Annotated in this window: 1 protein-coding gene; it reads right to left on the bottom strand. The window is 69.7% G+C overall.

What is annotated here, in order from left to right; translation table 11 throughout:
* The coding region (locus CDN99_RS27935) for an FG-GAP repeat domain-containing protein (protein WP_141101039.1) at positions 1-1165 on the bottom strand (1165 nt) is incomplete at both ends.

The raw sequence follows: 1165 nt of genomic DNA on the forward strand, positions 1-1165 counted from the left end.
CGCCCCGGGTCCGAGTACAGCGGCGTGTTGTCCACGTTGGTGGCCGTCAGCGCGAAGCGCCCGTCGGGCTGCGCCAGGTACACCTTGGTGCAGCCGCTGCACGAGGGGATCTCCTCGTCCGCGTACGGGTCGTCGCGCGGGTCCGCGGGCGCGCGCGCCGGCAGCGTCGTGGTGATGATGTCCATCCGCCCGTCGCCGTTGACGTCCATGAAGTAGTACGTCGCGCCCTCGGTCCAGCCGTAGCCCACCCACATCTCGAAGCCGCCCTCGCGCATGCAGTCGTTGATGACCGCCAGCATCAGGTCGCGCGTGTCCATGCCCGCGGCCGCCACCTGCCCGCAGAACTGGCGCGACGTGGCCGCCGAGACCTGCCGCTTGAACGCGATCTGCCCATTGGCCGTGTCCAGCAGCTGGCGCGTCGTGAAGTTGCCCCCGCCCTGGTTGACGAGGAACTCCGCCCGCGCCGTCTGCCCGCACGAGCCGCCGCTGGCGTTCTTGTCGTTGTAGACCCGGATGATGTCCACCAGCCCGTCGCCGTTGGTGTCCGCCACCGTCGACGAGATGCAGCCGTCGGCCCGGTTCAGCGCCCCGGCCGAGGTCAGCGACGTCGCCACCGACGTGAAGCTGCCGTCGCCGTTGCTTTGCAGCAGCTGCGTCTCCCAGCCGTTCTCCGCCCAGCGCAGCAAATCCGTGCGGCCGTCGCCGTTGAAGTCCCCCGCCATCACGCCGTACTTGCCGTCCATGCTGGACAGCTTGGTCGAGGCCAGGTTGAAGCTCGTGGAGGCCACGCGCGCCATGTCGCCCGCGGCGTAGTTGAAGCGCGCCGGCGGCATGCAGCGCGTGCCCGCCGGGTCCACGCAGTCGGCGATGGTCACCACGCGCGCGCGGCGCGACCACGGGCCGTTGTCGTAGCCGATCTTCACGCGCTTGACGAACAGCGCCCCCATGCTGTTGCTCGCGTCCATCAGCGCCGTGCTGGGGCTGTTGATGTACGTGTCGATCGCGTCGAGCTGGCGCACGCTGACGTTCTTCGACCCTTGCTGGTACGACTCCGCCGCGTCCAGCGTGCGGTCGCTGTAGCGGAACACCACCTTGTTGCGCGGCGCCTGCGCGCCGTTGCCGGTGTACTGGATCTCCTTGACGTTCCACTCGCGCCCGGTGCCCG

This window comes from Roseateles aquatilis (genome assembly GCF_002205645.1).
Lineage (GTDB): Bacteria > Pseudomonadota > Gammaproteobacteria > Burkholderiales > Burkholderiaceae_C > Roseateles > Roseateles aquatilis.